Origin of the sequence: Shinella sp. WSD5-1 (assembly GCF_963942435.1) — a bacterium.
In the GTDB taxonomy this organism is placed as follows: domain Bacteria; phylum Pseudomonadota; class Alphaproteobacteria; order Rhizobiales; family Rhizobiaceae; genus Shinella; species Shinella yambaruensis.
In genome coordinates, this window is sequence record NZ_OZ012596.1 from 1,771,033 (window position 1) to 1,789,172 (window position 18,140).

The following is an 18,140-nucleotide window of genomic DNA, read 5'->3' on the forward strand; positions in this document are numbered from 1 at the left end:
TTTGGAAAGGAAAGATCCCATGTCAAGAATGGATGAAGTGCTGCGCGATATAGACGGCAATTTCGATACGGCGGTTCGAAAGCTGCTCGAACTGATCGCAATACCCTCGATCTCCAGTGAACCGGAAGGCCGAGATGGCATAGAGCGCGCCGCATCCTGGTTGAAGGACGAGTTGTCATCGATCGGCCTGCCTGCGGAAATTGTTCCGACAAGTGGCCATCCTCTCGTGCTCGCGCGATCATCGGGGGCACCAAACGGGGCGCGGCCCAAACTGCTCTTCTATGGCCATTACGATGTCCAACCCGTTGGCGATCCCGGCCAGTGGACGCATGCTCCTTTCGAGCCGCGTGTCAGGGAGGAAGAAGGCCTTCAGCGCTTCTACGGGCGAGGGGCCTCCGATAGCAAAAGCCAGCTCTGGACGTTTATAGAGGCTCTGCGCGCGTGGAAACAGGTGCATGGCGCGTTTCCGGCCGATATCATCGTCCTTCTCGAGGGTGAGGAAGAATGTGGGTCTCCAAGCTTGCCGGAGTTCATCGAAAAGCATCGCGATCGGCTCGACTGTGACGTCGCGTTCATTTGCGATGCGGAGATGTGGTCCCCCGCCCAGCCGGCAATCACCACGCAGCTCAAGGGCCTGGTGCATGAACGTGTCAAGGTTTCGGCGCCAAATCCTGATCTACATTCCGGTCACTATGGGGCGGTTGCCGCAAATCCCATCCGAATCCTGAGCACGATCCTTGCCGGACTTCATGACGAAGAGGGTCGGGTGACGATCGATGGTTTTTACGACGGCGTAGAGGAGATTCCGAATGTCGTCCGGGAACAGTGGCGAGAACTGGCAAAGGAGCCGGATCTCTATGGCGGCGTAGACCTGACCGGTGGCATAACAGAGGCCGGATACTCCGCGCTCGAAGCCATGTGGGGGCGGCCGACGGTGGACATCAACGGCATCACCGGCGGAAACCAGGGACCAGGCGAACGTTCGGTCTTGCCCGGCTCCGCGACAGCTCGGCTTTCCTTCCGCCTCGTCGCCGGGCAATCTCCGGAGAAGATCAGGCAGCAGTTTCAGCGCCATGTTCGGTTCAGGCTTCCGCCGGGCTGCAGCGTGGAGTTCGAAGGCTCCGGCGGCAGTTCCGCCGTCGTTCTCTCGCAGCACAGTCCTTTTCTTGCTGCTGCGGCGCGCGGTCTGCGGGAGGAGTGGGGCATGCCGGCGATCTTGCGCGGAACCGGTGGCGCGATCCCGCTCGTGCAACAGTTCAGCGACGTTCTTGGCGCGGAATGCGTGGTCATAGGCTTTATCCTGCCATCTGATGCCATCCACGCCCCTGATGAGCGATACGACACTGAACGGCTGCTGAAGGGCGCACGAAGCTGGGTCAGGATTTTTGGAGAGATCCAAAACCATGCCGCAGCAGGATAGCCAGCCGATGCCGGAGGAAGCGATCGCAACCCGTGATGCTGCGGTCCAGCCAGCACTGCGGCTGGAAGAAGACGCCATCGGCACACGCCTGATCCAGGACAGCGTGGCCTATGGTATCCAGACCGTGCGCGCGACAGAGAACTTTTCCATTTCCGGTCGGACGATTGCCGATATCGAAGGATTCGTTCCTGCAATCCTCACCATAAAGCTGGCCGCGGCAAGGGCGAACCATAAGGCAGGCGATCTTGATGGTCGCCTCGCAGATGCGATCGAGGCCGCTGCGCTCGAACAGCTTCGCGGCATTCGTCGGGAGGACTACCCGGTCGACATCTATCATGGCGGGGGAGGGACGGCTGCCAATATGAATGTCAACGAGGTGCTGGCAAACCGTGCAAGCGAAATCCTGACCGGACGCAAAGGATTTGATCCGGTCCATCCGAACACGCATGTCAACATGAGCCAGTCGACCAATGACGTCATCCCGGCAGCGATGAAGATTTCCGTTGGAAACGAGCTGTCGAAGCTGAAGGATGTTCTCACCGGGCTTATCGGGGTGTTGGCCGACAAGGAGCGCGAGCTGGCCGGCGCCGTGAAGCTGGCACGCACTTGCCTGCAAGATGCCCTGCCGATCACGTTCGCACAGCAGTTCTCGGGCTATCGCGCAGCCTTCGAGCGCCAGGCGCGGGAGCTTGAAGTCAGCGAGATGGCATGCTGCGGTCTTCCTCTCGGTGCAACCGCGGTCGGTACGGGATTTGGCGCTTCTGCTGACTACCGACGCTTGGTGTATGAGGAACTGCAGGCGCTGACTGACACGCATTACCATCAAGAGGAGAACCTGTTCGATGCACTGCAGAATGCAGATCATTGGATCCGTGTTTCCGCGGTCCTGAAGGCGATCGCCATCACGCTTTCGAAGCTTTCCGCCGATCTACGGTTGATGGCCTCGGGACCGCGGGCCGGGTTCGGCGAGATTTCGTTGCCGGCCGTCCAGCCCGGCTCTTCGATCATGCCAGGCAAGGTCAATCCGGTAATGCCGGAGATGATCATGCAGGTCGCATTTCGGGTGATCGGAAATGACGCGACGGTAACGCGTGCCGCGGAGGGTGAACTCGACCTCAATGTCTGGGAATCGATTATCCTTGAGGCAACCAGCGAATCCATTCGCCTTCTGAGGCAAGGCATACCGCTATTCGTCGATAGATGCCTCTCCGGCGTCCAGGTGAACGTTGATCGCACCCAGGACGATGCATCCAGGTCTTTAGCGCTATCGACAGCGCTTGCAGCGATCTACGGGTATCCGGCTGCTTCAGCGGTCGCGAAGCATGCGGCGTTGCAAGGGTTGTCTGTCCGTCACGCTGCAATCGCTTGCGGGCTTATGAACGAGAGAGAGGCCGACGACCTGTTTGCGGATATTTCGGTGTTTGCCGATCCGAACCGGTGCGCGAATCTTGTCGCGAGCTTCAGACGCCTGGTTTCCGGTTCAACCATGCAGCGGCCCTCGGCTGGTGTCGGGCCATGACGGCATGAAGGCACTCTTCTCGCCGCCCTTCGTGCGCGTCTGGCTGGGCAGCACCGCCTCCGGTCTTGCCACGTGGGCCCTGCCGTTCGTTCTCGGACTGGCCGTGCTCGATGGCCGATTGTCCGCCGCTGACCTTGGCCTTGCTCTGGCGGCGCGCACGATTGGCTTTCTTGTCGCTGTCCCTATCGCAGGTGTCCTCTCCGATGAAAGAGGTCCAAGACAGATTATATTTGTATCGGGGGTGGTCGCCGCCGGCAGCATCCCGATCATGATCGCAGGCCTCTATGCGCATGGGGTCAGCGGTCTTCTGTTGCTTTTGGCAGGAGCGTCTGTGATCGGGGTCGGGCAAGGGGCGTGCCGACCCGCCTACCAGGCGATCATCCCGGAGATCGCCAAATCAGACCGACTTCAGGCTGCCAACGCCGTCATGAGCATCGCGGTGCGTGTGACAAGCATTCTTGGTCCAGCGACCATCAGCTTCGTCGCGCTCTGGAGCGGAACGGTCGCTGCCTTTGGTGTTATCGCGCTTCTTTGGCTGGCAAGTGCGCTGATGCCCCCGAATGTGACAGGCAGGTCTACAGGATTGCCCCGCGGCGAGGGGCTCACCTTCGGGCGGTTGGTCCGGGATTTTTGTGAGGGCGCGCGGGAGGCGCGTGGTCATCCCTGGTTCATGGCCGGTCTTTTGTCGCTCACGGTAACCGTTGCGGCAGGGTACTCTGTCACCTCGGTGTTGCTGCCGGGCATAAGTCAGGAAGCGTTCGGCAGCGCGGCACTTATGACGAGCACGGCCACCGCCTACATGGTCGGCGCCCTCGCCGGCGCCCTGCTTATGGCACGATGGCACCCTCGCCGTCGAGGATGGGTGGCCTTGGCTGGACTCGCACTATACGGGCTCGTCCCCTTCAGCTTGCTGTTCGCTGACATCAGGATCATCCCGATCCTCGCCTATTTCGTGGCGGGTGTCGGTATCGAGATCTTCAACGTGCCATGGTTCACGTCCGTCCAGAACGAAATACCGCCGAACCGACTGTCGCGGGTGTCGTCGATCGACTTCCTTTTTTCTTATGGCCTCGCGCCGTTAGGCTTGGCGCTGATCGCACCGCTCGCGACCGTCCTTGGCCGAGACGTGTTGCTCATCTGCGTCGGTCTGGCGTGCCTGTTCATCCCTGCAGCGGCAGCACTTGCGCCAACCGCACCTTCCTTTTCCAAGCGGCATTCTCCAGCGAGGGGCGCGTCGGGCGAACATGGTGGTCACGGGGATCATCTCTAGCCCAACGCGATGATCGCCCTGACTTTTCGAACTGCTGCAAGAGCTCGTTGGGGCGTCGGTCCCCAACAAGGCAGTCCCGATCAGACAGAACGCATTTTGGTTATTGCATCGTCCGTTGTTGTACGACACGGTGAGCAACTTCGGTCGCCTGCCCGAAAGCCGATGAACATCTCCGTCCATGATCTGTCGATGAACGTCGTCACGTAGCCGTGCATACTTCCGGCGACTTTGATCTAGTCAAATTACAGGATGTTATTGACATCCCTCGATAACGGCCCGCGTTCTGGCGGGGCTCAGGCTCGTGCCCCTTCAAGAGCTTTGCTCGTCTCGTGGCTTACGACACGTCCTGCCTATTTCGGATCGACGACTACCTGCAGTGCCGCTCCTTGAGACAGCCCAGATAGAGTAGCGATCATCCCGTCTGTGTTCGTGTAGATGTCCGGCGCGCTGTTTCAAGGCGCAAGGGATGCCGGGCCTCCTTGTGTCGGCGGACAGGGGGGCCTCATAACACCAGATTATACCCGAACCCATTATATTTCATTTGAAGCCTTCCGGTGCCAACCTAGAATGAAACGACGAAAATAGCTGTCCTATAGCTATAAATAAAGGATAATTGTTTCGGGAGGGGCATGTGGAGTTCTGTAGAAGAGAATTCTCCGGTAAGAGCTCGGGTATGCTTGAGGGAGTCAGGATAGTTGACCTATCAAGACTTGTTGCCGGAAACTTCATAACTTTAAAAATGGCGGATTTTGGTGCGGATGTAATAAAGATAGAGAATACGAGGGATGGAGATCCTTTCCGGAAGTGGCATGGAGCGGGTGTAGCGCTTCACTGGAAGGAATACAGCCGCAACAAGCGGAGTCTCACGCTCGATCTGCGCAGCGAATGCGGCAGGGAGATATTGTTCAAGCTTGTTGAGACGGCGGACGGCCTGGTCGAGAACTTCCGGCCAGGCACTCTGGAGAAGATGGGGCTGCACCCCGACCTGCTGCTGGAGCGCAATCCGCGCCTTGTTGTGCTGCGCATATCGGGCTTCGGCCAGACCGGCCCGTATCGCTCCTATGGCGGGTTTGGAACTCTCGTCGAGGCGATGTCCGGCTATGCCGAACGGTCCGGCTTCGAGGATCGCGAACCCGTGCTTCCGCCCTTGGCGCTTGCCGACAACGTGACGGGCCTGACCGGCGCCATGGCCATGATGATGGCTCTCTATCATCGGGACGTGAAAGGTGGTTCCGGCCAGGTGATCGACCTGTCCCTGCTCGAGCCGATGTATGCCATCCTCGGCCCGGAGGCTTCGCGCTACAGATTGACCGGGACCGTGAAGAAGCGGGTCGGGAGCGCATCCAGCACGTCTTCCCCGCGCAACGTCTACAAGACCAGCGACGATCGGTGGGTGGCCATGTCCGCCTCCATGCCCACCATGGTCGCGCGTCTGTTCCGGGCGATCGGGCGCGAGGACATGCTGAGCGACCCCCGATACAGCACCAACACGGAGCGCTTCAAGCACCGCCATGAGGTCGATGCGATCGTCGGCGGATGGATCCGGGAGCGGACCCTCGACGAGAACCTCGCCTTTTTCCGCAAGCATGAAATCACCGTCGGGCCGGTCTACAACATCAGCCAGATCGTCGAGGATCCGCACTTCATCGAGCGCGAAATCCTGGTGGAGGTGCCGGACGAGGAGCTCGGCTCGCTTCCCATGCACAACATCTTCCCGCGCTTCTCCAAGACGCCGGGCGATTTCTATCGTCCCGCACCCAAGCTTGGCGAACACAATTCGGAAATCCTGGAAGAACTGGGTTTTGACGAAACGGCGCGCAGCGCATTGCGCGAGGAGGGGATCATTTCATGACCACGCTCAACGCTCCCGCACCCTCGCGGCTGGGGTCCGTGCTTCGCTCGCTGCTGTTCGTGCCCGCCATTAACGACCGGTATATCGACAAGGCGCATACCCGGGGCGCCGACGGCATCGTTCTCGACCTAGAAGACAGCATCGCCGATTCTGAAAAGGCGGCGGCCCGGCGCAAAGCGCCGGCGGGGCTCGAAAGGCTTGCGGCCAACGGGGTGCGCAATCTCCTGGTGCGGATCAACAGTTCGCCGCGGCTTACCGTGCATGACCTCGAAGCGGTCGTCGTTCCGGCCCTCGCTGGGGTAATTCTGCCGAAATGCCGGTCTGCCGACCACGTCCGGGCAATCTCGGAGATCATGCTTTCGCTGGAGCTCGAGCGGGGATTTGCACCCGGCTCCATCGCGCTCGGCGTGCGGGTCGAGACGGCCGACGCCTTCTTTCACATGCACGAGATCGCCGCCGCCGATCCCCGCGTCGCGTTCTTCGGCCTCGGCGGGGAGGATTTCAGCCTCGCCATCGGCGTCGAGCCTTCGGTGGACACGCTGCTTTATCCCAAGCAGCAGGCTGTCATCGCGGCGAGGGCCGCCGGCGTCAGCCCGATCGGGCTGATCAGCTCCGGCGCCGACTTCACCAATCTCGATGCCACCAGGGACGTCGTCCGCCAGTCGCGGCGCTTCGGGTTCCAGGGCGCCTCCTGCATCCACCCGGCCATCGTGCCGATCCTCAACGAGGAGTTTTCGCCCTCGCCGGCGGATGTGGAGCGGGCCGAAAGGCTCGTCCAGGCCTTTCGCGACGGCATAGAGGCGGGAACCGCGTCCGTGAGCTTCGAGGGCAAGATGGTCGACTATCCCGTCGCCTTTCGCGCCGAGCGACTGCTTGCGGACCATGCCGCGATCGCGGCCCTTGCAAAGACCGCATGATGCCGCGGCTGCCTTGCGGGCAGCACGCTGGCTGGAGATTTCCGGCGAGTTAGAGAGTGGAGTGGACGATGGTCCAGCTGAAAATCGAGCGACTCACGAAGACCTTCGGGACCGTGCGCGCCGTCGATAATATCGATCTGGCCGTCGAGGAGGGCGAGTTCCTGACCCTGCTGGGGCCGAGCGGTTGCGGAAAGTCGACCACGCTCGGGGCCATCGCCGGCCTCGACCGCCCTGACGGCGGAAGGATAACGCTTGGAGACCACGTCTTCTTCGACGGTGCGAGCGCGACTTTCGTGCCGCCGGAAGGGCGCGACATCGGGCTTGTCTTCCAGTCCTATGCGCTATGGCCGCACATGACCGTTCGCAAGAACCTGGAATTCCCGCTCTCCTTGCGCAAGGTGCCCGCCGCAGAGCGCAACCGGCGCATCGAGGAAGTGCTCGATCTCGTCGAGATGGGCGACTACGCCGACCGCTACCCGTTCGCCCTGTCCGGCGGGCAGCAACAGCGCGTCGCTCTCGCCCGCACCCTCGTCTACCGGCCACGCCTGCTGCTGCTGGACGAGCCGCTTTCGAATCTCGATGCGAAACTGCGCGAGCGGGCGCGTCTCTGGCTGCGTGACATCCAAAGCCGGATCAGCGTCACCACGGTCTACGTGACGCATGACCAGACCGAGGCGCTGGCGCTGAGCGACCGGATCGCCGTCATGAGCGGCGGCAGGATCGTCCAGCTCGCCAGCCCGGCGGCCATCTACCATGCGCCGGCAAGCCCCTTCGTCGCCGACTTCATCGGCAGCGCGAACATTTTCAGCGGCGAGATCCTGCATGTGGAGCAGGGGACGACGCGGCTGCAACTCGATGGCGGGCGAACGCTTGTCACACCCTCGCCGCCGCCGGAGGGCACGTCGGGCAGGGTGATGATCGCGGTGCGGCCCGAGAAGATCCTGTTTGCCCGGGACGCCGCCCGGGCCGGGGCGGAAAATGTCTTCGAGGTCGACATCGAGGCGCGCTCGTTCCTGGGCGCACGTCACATGGTGCTGGCGCGGCTGGGGGATGTCGCGCTGAGGATCGAATGCGAGTGGGAGCCCGGCACGCAGGTCGCCAGCATCCACATTCCCGCCGAAGCCTGCGTCCTCTTCGACGCACCGGCGCCATCGGGCAAAGCGGCCGCGGTCGAGGAGGCGGCCTGACAGTATAAATGAAAACAAGGGAGGAACCACAATGTTTGAAAGAAGACAATTCCTGGCGCTGACCGGTGCCGGTGCACTGGCGGGCATGTTCCCGTCGATCCTGAGGGCCCAGGCGGCCCTGCCGAACGGTTATCCCGCGAGCTATCAGGAAATCGTCGAGGCGTCCCGTTCGGAGCCCAACCTGCTGATGTACGGCGGTGTCGCGCCGGCCCAGATGACGCGGCTCTTCGACGGGTTCAAGAAACTCTATCCCTGGCTCTCCGTCGATTATCTCGAAGGCGACAACTACGGCGTCATCGAGCGCTATCTCAACGAGGTCGGCACGGGCAGCCCGACGGCGAGCCTCATCTTCGCCGCCGCTCCGGATGCCTGGCTCAACCTGATTACGCGCAACGAGGTGCTCGACTACGCATCGCCGGAAACCCCGGCCTATGCGGACCACGCATCGTCGCCCCATCCGGGCCTTTACACCGGCGGCGGCGACCCGGTGGTCTTCATGTGGAACAGCCTGGTGGTGCCCGAAAACCTGCGCCCGACCCGCTTCGAGGACATGGTCGAGGTCGTGCGCAGCCATCCGGAGATCTTCAACGGAAAGCTGACCAGCTACGGCGCGCACCTCACCGGCTTCGGCTACAGCGTGCACTATACGCTGGCAAAGCACCACGGCGACAAGATCTGGGACTGGTATGGCGTCGTCGGACCGCAGACCCGCTATGAACGCTCGATGGGCACGATGATCGAGAAGACCCTGTCGGGGGAATATGCGCTCGCCTATCTCGCCGCCAACCAGAGCGCGCGCGTGGCCGTCCAGGACCCTTCCGTGGCGGATATCCTGGGCATTTCCTATACGCTCGACGGCTGCCCGATTTCGGTCCGCGGCCTTGGCATCACGAAGAGCGGCAAGAGCCCGAACGCCGCGCGGCTCATGCTGGACTACCTGCTCTCGCGCGACGGCCAGATCGCCTATGCGAGCGCGGGCAAGCTACCGGCGCGGATGGACATCCGGCAGGAGGAGCTCGACGGTGCGGACATCCGGTCCTCGTTCGTCGAGCAGGTCGGCGAGGCGAACGTCCTGCCCATCGGTTACGATCCCGAGATGCCGAAGCAATACGAGACGTTCGTCGCGAAGTGGAAGGCGGCCAACGGCATCGCCTGACCGGCATTCCGTTGCCGGCCAGCTGCGAAAAGCGCGATGCTCCGGGCCTGACAGCCCGGAGCGTCCGCCTCGACGAGGACCTCCGGCGTGGCCGGTACTCCCCCTTTACCGACACTCTGTTTCCGCTGGGCTTCTTCGCAGTTCAGCGGCGGAAATTGAGGATTCCTGCACATGGCGCAGTTCGCAGACGGGACCACCGATCAGGCAAACGCATCGTTCCGGCCGCGCTCCTTCGGGATCGACCGGTCCACACTGATCCAATATGCACTTTACGCCTTCACGATCGTCCTCGTCCTGGGGCCGATTTCGCCGATCATCTACCAGTCCTTTGTCGACCGGCCCCTCTATGACACCGGCCAGCAATACACGCTCGACAACTATATCCGGCTTCTTTCGTCCCCGGTGTTCCTGGAAGCTATCTGGAACACTCTCGTTTTCGCGCTGCTGTCCACCCTTATCGGCACGTCGATCGGCGTCATCGCCGCGATCCTGATCGGGCGGACGAACATGCCGGGGCGACGGTTCCTGAGCGGGCTACTGCTCTGGCCGATCTTCATTTCGCATCTCGTCATGGCCTTCGGCTGGTTCATCGTCTACGGCCCGGCCGGATACATCACGCTGATGATAAAGTCCGTTCTCGGCGTCGAGCCGTGGAACCTCTATTCGCTCGGCGGTATGTCGCTCATCGCCGGCGTCTCGATCGCGCCGCTGACCTTCCTCTACTGCTCGGCGTCGACGGCGCTCTCCGAGGCGACGCTCGAGGATGCCGCACGGACCTGCGGGTCCGGTCCGTTCCGCACGCTCTGGGCGGTCACCCTGCCGTTGCTGTTGCCGGCGATCTTCTACAGCATCATCCTGAATTTCACCGGCGCGCTGGAAATGCTGGCCATTCCGCTCGTCTTCGGCGAGCCGGCCGGCATCAACCTCTTCGCGACGCTGCTCTATACCCAGGGCTTCGCCGCGGCGCGGCCGGACTACGGCATCGTTTCGACGGCGGCGCTGTTCCTCATCGTCGTCATCTTCCTGCTTCTGACATTGCAGCGGCGGATGCTGCGCAATTCGCGCCGCTTCGTCACCGTCGGCGGTAAGGCCAGCCGGCGGCGCACCGTGGAACTCGGCCTGTTCCGCTGGCCGGCATTCCTGCTGCTTTTTACCTATGCGGTGATTTTCATCGGCGTCCCGCTCGGCATCCTGTTCCTTCGGGCGAGCGTGTCTGTCCTTACGCCGCTCGCGCCTTTCTGGCATTATTTCACGTCGAGGCACATCGTCGCGGCCTTCTCGTACGAATCCAACATCCGGGCCATCGTCAACACGCTCGTCATCGCCGCACTCGGGGCGGCGATCGGGACGTTCTTCGTCGCCATGATTACCGTCGTGGTTCACCGTTCGCAGTTCCGCTTCCACCGGAGCTTCGAATATGTGGCGCTGTTGCCGCGCGCCATTCCGGGGCTCGTGGCCAGCATGGGGTTCTTCTATGCCATGGTGATCATCCCGCCGATGGGCTGGCTGCGCAGCACCATCTGGATCCTGATGCTGGCCTATATCATGCGCTTCATTCCGCTCGCCTTCGGGGCCCTGTCGCCAAGCCTCATGCAGATCGGCAAGGAGCTCGACAGCAGCGCCCGGGTGATCGGCGCGGACTGGTGGCGCACGACGAGGACGATCGTCCTGCCGCTGATGAAGCCGGCCATGTTCTCCAGCTTCGCCCTGATCTTCGTCTTCTGCCTGAAGGAATATACGACCGCCGTCTTTCTGTTCACGCCGGGCAACGAGGTGCTGGGGGCCTCGTTGCTGCTGTATTGGGCAAACGGCAACATGGGAATGGTCGCGATGCTCTCCACTGTGCAGATCATCCTCACGATGTTCTTCATATATGGCGCACGCTCGCTCTTCGGGGTGAAATTCGGTGGCTAAGGTCTTTCTCCAGAGCGGCGGCGGGCGATGACCGTGCGCTCCAGCCTTTCTGCGATCCTTTCCGCGCTCCGGCATCCCAACTACCGGCTCTATGCGACCGGCAACGCGATATCGCTCGTCGGAACCTGGATGCAGCGCCTGACCGTCGGATGGCTTGCCTGGGAGCTGACGGGATCGGGTGTCTGGCTGGGGCTGATAGCATTCTCGGACCTGTTTCCGACCGTCGTGGCGGCGCCCTTTGCCGGCACGCTGGCGGACAGAAGGGATCGCCTGCGCATTCTGAATGTCACGCAGAGGGCGGCCATGGCGCATGCATTGCTGCTCTTCGGTGCGACCGTGACGGGCGTCATCAATATCTGGCTGCTGTTCGCGCTGACGCTGTTCCTCGGAACGGTATCGGCCTTCGACCAGCCGGCGCGGCTTGCCCTTGTTCCCTCCCTTGTCCCGCGGGCCGACATTCCGGTTGCGGTCGCCATCAATTCCATCGTCTTCAACCTCGCCCGGTTCATCGGCCCGGCAGTCGCCGGCCTGCTGCTGTACTGGTCCGGCCCCTCGATCGTGTTCGCCTCCAATGCCGTGTCGTTCATCGCGTTCCTGGTCATCCTGTCGAAACTGGATATCGTGTCCGATAATCTGCCGGCCGCCCGGTCCGGCAATTTCATGCAGCGAATGGCGGAGGGGCTGCGGTATCTCGTCACCAATGCCGGTCTGCGGGTGCTGCTGGTGACACTGATCGCGGTCAGCGTCGGCGGCCGGCCGATCGTCGAGCTCCTGCCGGGTTTTGCTGCCGATGTCTTCCGATCGGGATCGACGAGCCTGGCGATCCTGACCGCGTCCATGGGGGTGGGGGCGATGCTCGCAGGCCTCAGCATCAACGCCCAGGCCTCCCCGCGCGCGCTCGTCGGCATGATCGTCGCCAGCGCCGCGCTGCTTGCGATTGCCATCCTCGTCTTCGTCTCGACGTCCTCGCTCTGGATCGCCGTGCCCGCACTGGTGGTGGCGGGCTTTGGCATGGCCCGCGCGTCGATCTCGGCCCAGACCGCGATACAGCTTTCCGTCAAAGCGGAAATGCGCGGTCGGGTGCTCGCCATCTATGGCCTGATTTTCCGTGGCGGTCCGGCGCTGGGAGCGCTCGGCATGGGCCTGGCGTCCGCGCAATTCGGATTGCGGTGGCCGGTCGTCGCCGGGGCCGCGCTGTTGCTGGGGGGCTGTTGCTGGGCGTTTCCCCAGCGCGAACACATCATTGCGTCGCTGGAAGAGGAGGGCGGAGCGTAGTCGCACGAGGAGAGCGAGACGGGGGTCCGTTTGCGGGCACAAGCGATTTGCGGGAATACAGCGGCTTCCATCCGTGCGAAAACGGGGCGGGCTCATGGAAAACGACGGCTCGACCCGTTCGGGAGGAACGATGAACATACGGCAGCTTGAGGTCTTCTGGGCAATCATGCGCACCGGCAGCGTCACCGGCGCCGCGCAGATGCTGGGCATATCGCAGCCGGCGGTGAGCCGCATCCTGCGCCACACGGAAGACCAGCTGCGCATGAAGCTGTTCATCAGGCGCAGCGGCAGAATCCATCCGACGGAAGAGGCCAACCATCTCTTCGTCATCGCCGAGACCATCTTCGACAACATCAGCAAGGTCAGGCAGGCGGCTCTCGATTTCCGCGACAGCCTGTCGGGCCGCATGCAGATCGCCGCGACGCCCAATCTGGCCGCCACGTTCCTGCCCTTGCCCGTCGCCCATTTCATGAAGGACCGGCCGCGCGTCGAATTGTCGGTGAAGGTCCTGACGACGACCCAGGTCACCACGCGCGTCTCCCTGCACCAGGCTGATGTCGGTATCCTCTACGGCCCGGTCAAGGATCCTTCGATCGTCGCTGAGGATCTGTGCGCCATGGATCTCATCTGCCTGATGAAAGCCGACAACCCGCTGGCGATGAAGTCAGAAATTCATGCCGCCGATCTGGAAGACGAAAGGATCATATCGTTTCACCGGACGACCCCTCCGGGCGGCGCGGTCCGCAGCTTGTTCCGGACCGTGCTTCCCGGCAAGACCATCGATGTGGAATGCGATCATTCCATCGTCGCCCTGTCATTGGTGCATGGCGGAATGGGCACGGCGATCGTTCCGCCGCTGCTGCACCTTTCCCATGTTCTGCCGGACGTCGTCGTGCGCCCGTTCCGCCCGGCGGTCTCGATCACGCCGCTGGTGATCTATCGGAAAATGCCGTCGATTTCCCGGTTGACCGCGGCGCTCATCAAGGAGCTTCATGAGTTTGCCGACAGACAGGCCTGTGCCGGCCTGTCGTAGGCAAGCATAAGAAGGCTATCTCGACCGGGCGCCTTCGCGGAACTTTGCCAGCGTACCGCCCCGCATCACCTGTCCGGGCAGGGGATGGCCGACGATCCGTTCCGCCAGCAAGGCGCATTCGATCAGGGCGTCGAGGTCGATCCCGGTCTCGATCCCCATTTCGTGGCACATGAAGACCAGGTCCTCCGTGCTGATATTGCCGGCCGCGCCGCGATGGGCCGCGAAGGGGCAGCCGCCGAGCCCGCCGACGGCCGCGTCGAAATAGACGACACCCATTTGCAGCCCCGCAAAGGCATTGGCGATGGCCATGCCGCGCGTATCGTGCAGGTGGAGGCTGACATCGAATTCGGGAAAACGGTCCTGAACGGCGCCGACGACGCGCTTGATCGTGTTGGGCGTCGCCCAGGCCATGGTGTCGGCAAGCGAGACGACATTGATCGGCAGATCGTGCTCGACGATCAGCGCCTTGAGGGCGCCGATTTCTGAAAGAACCCTTTCGACCGGAATCTCTCCGGCGAAGTTGCAGCCGAAGGCAGCGGTGACCGATGCCTCGCTGACCGGTATCCCCATGTCCTTGTAGCGGCCTATTTCATAGCGCGTATATTCCAGATGCTCTTCATGCGAGCGATTGAGGTTCTTCTTCAGGAAGGCATCGGAAGGATAGGCGCGGATCTTGCCTGCGATCGTCAGCCGGTCGCGCAGCGCCCAGGCGCGCAGCAGGCCGATCTCGTTGAACCAGATCGACGAATACTCGACGCCAGGGGTAAGGGTCATCCCGCCGACCACCTCCTCGGCATCGGCCATGCCGGGCACGCGCTTCGGATTGACGAAGGAAACGGCCTGTATGTATTTCAGCCCCGTCCGGCCGAGGGCATCGATCAGCGCGATCTTGTCGGCGGCCGCGATGGGGCCGGGCTCGATCTGGAAGCCCTCGCGCGGGCCTTCTTCCGAAATCACCACCGAGCTGGGAAGCGTCATGGGTCTCTCCATCTTCACGGGCTGGCCCGGCCGGCCGTGTACGGTTTTATAAAATCTGCGTCCGGACAGGGCGCCCGGCGCGATGATCCTCGATATTGGCCACCACGAATGCCGCCTTCGCCCGGATCACATCGAGGCCGCCGCCGCCCACATGGGGCGTCACAATCACGTTGGACAGCGACAGGAGGGGCAGGGACGCCGGCGGCGGCTCGGCGGCAAGGACATCGAGCGCGGCAAAGCCGAGCCGCCCTTCGGCAAGGGCGCGCGTCAGCGCGTCCTCGTCGACGACGGCGCCGCGCGCGGTGTTGATGAGAATCCCCTCCGGGCCGAGCCGGTTCAGGAGGTCTTCCGTCACCATGCCCCGGGTCTGGGGGGTGAGCGGGCAGTGAAGGCTCACGATCGAGGCCTCGTCGAACAGCCTCTCGACATGCGGCGTATGGCGCAGCGATCCGAATTCGCAGGCGGAACTGTCGAACGCGTCCGCGGCAAGGTCGACCTCGCGCCGCGTGTGCACCAGGACATGGGCGCCGAGCGTTCTCAGCCGCCATGCTGTCGCCCGGCCTATGCCGCCGTAGCCGACGACGCCCACGGTGCTTCCCGCCAGCTGGCGGATCCGGCCTCGATATTCCCAGCGCGGCCACGCCCGTTCGCGGCGCACGCCGTGATCGAGATCGGGAATGCGCTTGAGGGCCGCGAGGATCAGCGCGATGGCGTGTTCGGCGACGGCGCTGTCGCTTCCGACCGTGCATACGGCCAGTGCGATGCCCCGCGCGGCGCAGGCCGCCGTATCGATGTCATCGGAACCGACGCCGAACTTCTGGATCATCCGCAGGCGGGTAGCACGCTCGAAAAGCGCCTTGTCGAGCTTCTCGCCATAGACGATCAGGTAGTCGAAGAGGGGAGCGCTTTCATGGAAGCGGCCGCTTCCGGCCGCCCCGTCGCTCGAAACCAGCGTCCATGTTTGCGGCGTCGCCGCCGCGATGATGGTCTGGACCTCCGGATTGTGCGGCATCAACAGGCCGACTGTGATCCCGCTCATCATGCACGGCTCCGGAACGGCGGCATCCTTGCGTCACGCGGCGTCATACCAAGCCTCCGCGTCCGAGGGACGGATATTGGTGAGCGTGCCGGAAAAATGGCGCAGCGCATGCGGCTGGTAAGGGAACTTTCTCGCCTCGTCGAGATCGAGGTTCAGACCGAGCCCGGGCCGGTCCGACAGTTCGAGGCAGCCGTCGCGGAACGTGCAGCCCTCGTCGGCGATGCGGCGGCGCCATGGCACGTCCGTCACCATGATCTCCAGGGAGCCCATCGCGTCCCAGGCCATCGCCATGTGCATGGATGCGGCATGGCAGACGGGGCCGTTGGGATTGTGCGGGACCATCGGCAGGCTGAGGCTGTCGGCCAGTCCGTTGACGAGCACCATCTCGCTGAATCCGCCGATATGGACGATATCGGGCTGCAGGACGTCGACGGCTCGCGCCTGCACGAGACTGGCGACGTCGAACCGCGAGTAGCACCGTTCGCCGGCGGCAATCGGAACATTGACCGCTCGGCGCACCTCGGCCATCTCGAACGGCCGGCCGGGCGGTATCGGCTCCTCGAACCAGCTGACCCTGAATTCCTCCAGCGCGCGGCCGATCTCGATTGCGGTATTGACGTTGAAACGGCCATGCCCCTCGATCATCAGGTCGATATCCGGCCCGACGGCGGCACGAACCGCAGCGACATATTCCATCGAGGCGTTGATATCCCCGCGGTTCATCGTCTGGTAGGCCTTGCCGAAAGGGTCCCACTTGAGGGCGCGGAAGCCGCGATCGACGATCGAGACGGCCTTTGCGGCAAACTCGGCCGGTGTTTTCGCGCCGACATACCAGCCGTTCGCATAGACGGGGATGCGGCTTCTGACGCGCCCGCCGAGAAGGGCATAGAGCGGGACGTCGAGCGCTCGCGCCTTCGCATCCCATATGGCGATATCGAGTGCGCTAAGGGCAGCCGACATGACCGGTCCCGTCAGCCAGTAGCTTTCCCGTTGCAGGTTTGCCTGGATGACCGCGGCGTCGAGGACCGACTGTCCGATGAGCCGTTCGCTCCATAGGGCGATGATGGCGGCGACAGCCGTTTCCGTGCCGATCAGCGTCGATTCTCCATAACCGCGCGTGCCATCCTCCAGCGTCACGACGACGAAAACCCAGTTGGTGCGGAAATTATCGACGGTGATCGAAGATATGTCTTTGATTTTCATGTTTTCTCTTCCCTGAAAAACGCAGCGCCGACGTTTGATACGCTATGACCAGGGGTCAACCTGGAAGTGCGACACGGCATCCTCGTCGAAATCGAAGCCGAGACCCGGCTGCTGTGGCAGGTCGACGTTTCCGCCGTGCAGATGCAGGCGCCTGTCGAAAAGCTTTCCGACCGGCACGATGGAATCGTCCGGGAAATATTCGAGGAACAGGGCGTTTTGTGTGGAGGCGACAAGATGCGCGTGAATGTCCTGAAGCGAATGCGGGGCGATCGCGACGCCCGAACTTGCCGCCGTCGCGGCGATCCTGCGGAATTCGGTGACGCCGCCGCAAACCGCCACGTCGGGCTGGAGAACGGTGATGCGCGCGCGCTCCATCAGTTCCCGGTGCCCCCAGCGTCCGGCGACCAACTCTCCGGTCGCGATAGATACGGGCAAGGCCGCAGCCAGCCGGGCGTGATTGTCGTTGTCGTCCGGACCGAACGGCTCCTCGATGAGAAACGGACGATAGTCGAGCATGGGCCTCAACGCCTCGAGCGCCGATGCGAGGTTGTTCCATGCATTGTTGGCGTCGAGCAGCAGTAGCCCGTCGTCGCCGAGGGCGGCGCGGGCCGCGGCGACCCGCGCGAGGTCGACCGAGGGGGCGGCCGCGCCGATCTTGATCTTCACGGCCTTGAACCCCGCCGCCACATAGCCTGCGACCTCGTCGCCAAGATCCTGGGGGGTCTTGCCTTCCGCATAATAGCCGCCGCTCGCATAGGTCGGGATCGTGCCCTTCGACACTGCGCCGAGATAACGCCAGAGCGGGAGGCCGCTTTTCCTCGCGTTCCGGTCCCAAAGGGCGATGTCCACCGCGCTCAGCGCCCGCATCACCGCGCCGGTCCGCCCGTTGAGAAGGGAGTCCTGGTACATGGCCTGCCACAGGCCTTCCGTGCGGTGCGGATCCTCGCCGGCGAGGAGGGGGCTGAACAGTTCCCTGACCGCCGTCGTGGCCAGCCCTCCATAGCGCGTGCCGCCATGGCAGATGCCGATGCCGATGCTGCCATCCGTGCACCGCACCCGCACGAGAGTATACCAGCGCTTCTCGATGCGGCGTGTCGACAACTGGACCGGCTTGGCAAGCGGCAGATTGACGGTACAGGCTTCGATCGCCGCTATCACGCTCATGTCAGTCTCTCCTCCTCCTTGTCACGAGCCCGGCCGCTGGGGCCTGCAAGCGGATCGTGAGGTGATGGGACCTAACAAGACGCGTGATTGTGCTTCAAATTAAATATTTATGGCGCGGTCATAACGCCAGGGTATGGCCGCGCCTGTCCCGGCTCCGCTCCCCCGATCCTGCGGCGGGCGGCGCTATCCTGCGAGAGGTCATAACGCCTAGCT

General features: G+C 63.0%; 14 protein-coding genes. 10 read left to right on the top strand and 4 right to left on the bottom strand.

Annotated features, from left to right (window positions below; translation table 11 throughout):
• The first annotated feature begins 19 nt into the window (after positions 1-19).
• From AABQ55_RS08590 to AABQ55_RS08635, 10 genes are all read left to right on the top strand, one after another.
• Positions 20-1,420, top strand: a complete 1,401-nt coding sequence (locus AABQ55_RS08590) for a M20/M25/M40 family metallo-hydrolase (RefSeq protein WP_272804711.1) — start codon at positions 20-22, stop codon at positions 1,418-1,420.
• On the top strand, positions 1,404-2,939 hold the full coding sequence (locus tag AABQ55_RS08595; protein WP_272804712.1) for an aspartate ammonia-lyase: 1,536 nt from the start codon (positions 1,404-1,406) through the stop codon (positions 2,937-2,939). The genes AABQ55_RS08590 and AABQ55_RS08595 overlap by 17 nt, the downstream gene beginning before the upstream one ends.
• Before the next feature lie 4 nt (positions 2,940-2,943).
• Positions 2,944-4,209: an MFS transporter gene (locus AABQ55_RS08600; RefSeq protein ID WP_272804713.1), complete on the top strand. Its 1,266-nt coding sequence runs from the start codon at positions 2,944-2,946 to the stop codon at positions 4,207-4,209.
• 673 nt (positions 4,210-4,882) lie between these two features.
• Complete coding sequence (locus AABQ55_RS08605) at positions 4,883-6,061, top strand: CaiB/BaiF CoA transferase family protein (protein ID WP_272804714.1); 1,179 nt, start codon at positions 4,883-4,885, stop codon at positions 6,059-6,061.
• Positions 6,058-6,978: an HpcH/HpaI aldolase/citrate lyase family protein gene (locus AABQ55_RS08610; RefSeq protein WP_272804715.1), complete on the top strand. Its 921-nt coding sequence runs from the start codon at positions 6,058-6,060 to the stop codon at positions 6,976-6,978. The genes AABQ55_RS08605 and AABQ55_RS08610 overlap by 4 nt, the downstream gene beginning before the upstream one ends.
• 68 nt (positions 6,979-7,046) lie before the next feature.
• Positions 7,047-8,165 carry an ABC transporter ATP-binding protein gene (locus AABQ55_RS08615; protein WP_272804716.1) on the top strand — a complete coding sequence of 373 codons (1,119 nt, stop codon included), beginning with the start codon at positions 7,047-7,049 and terminating at the stop codon, positions 8,163-8,165.
• Positions 8,166-8,196: 31 nt separating this feature from the next.
• Positions 8,197-9,321 (top strand): ABC transporter substrate-binding protein, encoded by a 1,125-nt coding sequence (locus AABQ55_RS08620; RefSeq protein ID WP_272804717.1) that lies wholly within the window; start codon positions 8,197-8,199, stop codon positions 9,319-9,321.
• A gap of 171 nt (positions 9,322-9,492) precedes the next feature.
• On the top strand, positions 9,493-11,235 hold the full coding sequence (locus AABQ55_RS08625) for an ABC transporter permease (protein WP_272804718.1): 1,743 nt from the start codon (positions 9,493-9,495) through the stop codon (positions 11,233-11,235).
• Between the two features lie 27 nt (positions 11,236-11,262).
• Positions 11,263-12,510, top strand: a complete 1,248-nt coding sequence (locus tag AABQ55_RS08630) for an MFS transporter (RefSeq protein ID WP_272804719.1) — start codon at positions 11,263-11,265, stop codon at positions 12,508-12,510.
• 130 nt (positions 12,511-12,640) lie between these two features.
• A complete protein-coding gene (locus AABQ55_RS08635) occupies positions 12,641-13,543 on the top strand; it encodes a LysR family transcriptional regulator (RefSeq protein WP_272804720.1) in 903 nt (300 codons plus the stop codon).
• Positions 13,544-13,558: 15 nt separating this feature from the next.
• Here the strand turns inward: AABQ55_RS08635 and AABQ55_RS08640 are convergent, their stop codons facing one another.
• From AABQ55_RS08640 to AABQ55_RS08655, 4 genes are read right to left on the bottom strand one after another with little or no spacing between them, the layout of a single operon-like run.
• Positions 13,559-14,521 carry a hydroxymethylglutaryl-CoA lyase gene (locus tag AABQ55_RS08640; protein WP_272804721.1) on the bottom strand — a complete coding sequence of 321 codons (963 nt, stop codon included), beginning with the start codon at positions 14,519-14,521 and terminating at the stop codon, positions 13,559-13,561.
• A 46-nt stretch (positions 14,522-14,567) separates the two neighbouring features.
• The gene (locus AABQ55_RS08645) at positions 14,568-15,560 is read right to left on the bottom strand and encodes an NAD(P)-dependent oxidoreductase (RefSeq protein ID WP_272804722.1); all 993 of its coding nucleotides are present in this window, start codon (positions 15,558-15,560) and stop codon (positions 14,568-14,570) included.
• Positions 15,561-15,593: 33 nt separating this feature from the next.
• A complete protein-coding gene (locus AABQ55_RS08650) occupies positions 15,594-16,763 on the bottom strand; it encodes a mandelate racemase/muconate lactonizing enzyme family protein (protein ID WP_272804723.1) in 1,170 nt (389 codons plus the stop codon).
• 42 nt (positions 16,764-16,805) lie between these two features.
• Positions 16,806-17,927 carry a mandelate racemase/muconate lactonizing enzyme family protein gene (locus AABQ55_RS08655; RefSeq protein ID WP_272804724.1) on the bottom strand — a complete coding sequence of 374 codons (1,122 nt, stop codon included), beginning with the start codon at positions 17,925-17,927 and terminating at the stop codon, positions 16,806-16,808.
• Between the last annotated feature and the right edge of the window lie 213 nt (positions 17,928-18,140).

What these genes read in the sequence shown, in the direction of transcription:
- AABQ55_RS08635 (WP_272804720.1), top strand. Translation starts at nt 12,641, where the DNA reads ATGAACATACGGCAGCTTGAGGTCTTCTGGGCAATCATGCGCACCGGC.
- AABQ55_RS08610 (WP_272804715.1), top strand. Translation starts at nt 6,058, where the DNA reads ATGACCACGCTCAACGCTCCCGCACCCTCGCGGCTGGGGTCCGTGCTT.
- AABQ55_RS08590 (WP_272804711.1), top strand. Translation starts at nt 20, where the DNA reads ATGTCAAGAATGGATGAAGTGCTGCGCGATATAGACGGCAATTTCGAT.
- AABQ55_RS08650 (WP_272804723.1), bottom strand. Translation starts at nt 16,763, where the DNA reads ATGAAAATCAAAGACATATCTTCGATCACCGTCGATAATTTCCGCACC.
- AABQ55_RS08605 (WP_272804714.1), top strand. Translation starts at nt 4,883, where the DNA reads ATGCTTGAGGGAGTCAGGATAGTTGACCTATCAAGACTTGTTGCCGGA.
- AABQ55_RS08630 (WP_272804719.1), top strand. Translation starts at nt 11,263, where the DNA reads ATGACCGTGCGCTCCAGCCTTTCTGCGATCCTTTCCGCGCTCCGGCAT.
- AABQ55_RS08640 (WP_272804721.1), bottom strand. Translation starts at nt 14,521, where the DNA reads ATGACGCTTCCCAGCTCGGTGGTGATTTCGGAAGAAGGCCCGCGCGAG.
- AABQ55_RS08655 (WP_272804724.1), bottom strand. Translation starts at nt 17,927, where the DNA reads ATGAGCGTGATAGCGGCGATCGAAGCCTGTACCGTCAATCTGCCGCTT.
- AABQ55_RS08595 (WP_272804712.1), top strand. Translation starts at nt 1,404, where the DNA reads ATGCCGCAGCAGGATAGCCAGCCGATGCCGGAGGAAGCGATCGCAACC.
- AABQ55_RS08645 (WP_272804722.1), bottom strand. Translation starts at nt 15,560, where the DNA reads ATGAGCGGGATCACAGTCGGCCTGTTGATGCCGCACAATCCGGAGGTC.
- AABQ55_RS08615 (WP_272804716.1), top strand. Translation starts at nt 7,047, where the DNA reads ATGGTCCAGCTGAAAATCGAGCGACTCACGAAGACCTTCGGGACCGTG.
- AABQ55_RS08620 (WP_272804717.1), top strand. Translation starts at nt 8,197, where the DNA reads ATGTTTGAAAGAAGACAATTCCTGGCGCTGACCGGTGCCGGTGCACTG.
- AABQ55_RS08625 (WP_272804718.1), top strand. Translation starts at nt 9,493, where the DNA reads ATGGCGCAGTTCGCAGACGGGACCACCGATCAGGCAAACGCATCGTTC.
- AABQ55_RS08600 (WP_272804713.1), top strand. Translation starts at nt 2,944, where the DNA reads ATGAAGGCACTCTTCTCGCCGCCCTTCGTGCGCGTCTGGCTGGGCAGC.